This window comes from Micropruina sp. (assembly GCF_027492755.1).
In the GTDB taxonomy this organism is placed as follows: domain Bacteria; phylum Actinomycetota; class Actinomycetes; order Propionibacteriales; family Propionibacteriaceae; genus Micropruina.
The window spans coordinates 8,832-9,416 of sequence record NZ_JAPUED010000146.1 but is presented as its reverse complement, the minus strand read 5'-3'; the positions used below and the strand labels follow the sequence as shown (position 1 = coordinate 9,416).

Here is a 585-nt window from a genome sequence, read left to right as displayed (position 1 = left end):
AAGGCTGAGCTGGAGGCGCAGAACGAAGGCGCCGGCGTCCTGTTCAAGATGGCCAGGGATCCGCGGATCACCAAGGTCGGCCACTTCATCCGTCGTTTCTCGATTGATGAGCTGCCGCAGCTCTGGAACGTCTTCCGTGGCGACATGAGCCTGGTCGGACCGCGTCCGGCTCTGCCCAAGGAAGTTGCCCAGTACGACAGCGACACCGTGCGTCGACTCGACGTGCTGCCCGGCCTCACCGGCCTGTGGCAGGTCTCCGGCCGGTCGAACCTCTCCTGGGAGGACACCGTCCGCCTGGACGTCTACTACGTCGACAACTGGTCGATCATGCAGGACCTCACGATCCTGATGAAGACGGCACGCGCCGTGTTCGGATCGGACGGGGCCTACTGACCGGAGACGAAACCGTCTCCCCATAGACGAGCCCATCCCCCCGGGCTCCCGGAGCAGTGGGGGGGGCCCCCGCCCCCCCCCCGGCAAGTGTTGTTTTTGTGTTTAGGTGGGGGGGCGCAAAAAAGGCACACCCGGAACCCGCGAGGCAGAGGGGACCGGCTAGAAAGCCACCCCCGCCCCCCCCGGCCCGGG

General features: G+C 66.7%; 1 protein-coding gene. It reads left to right on the top strand.

Annotated elements, in window-relative coordinates; genetic code table 11:
- Positions 1-393: sugar transferase (locus Q0066_RS10615; protein WP_298132709.1), on the top strand; the 393-nt coding region annotated here is incomplete at its 5' end.
- Positions 394-585: the final 192 nt, after the last annotated feature.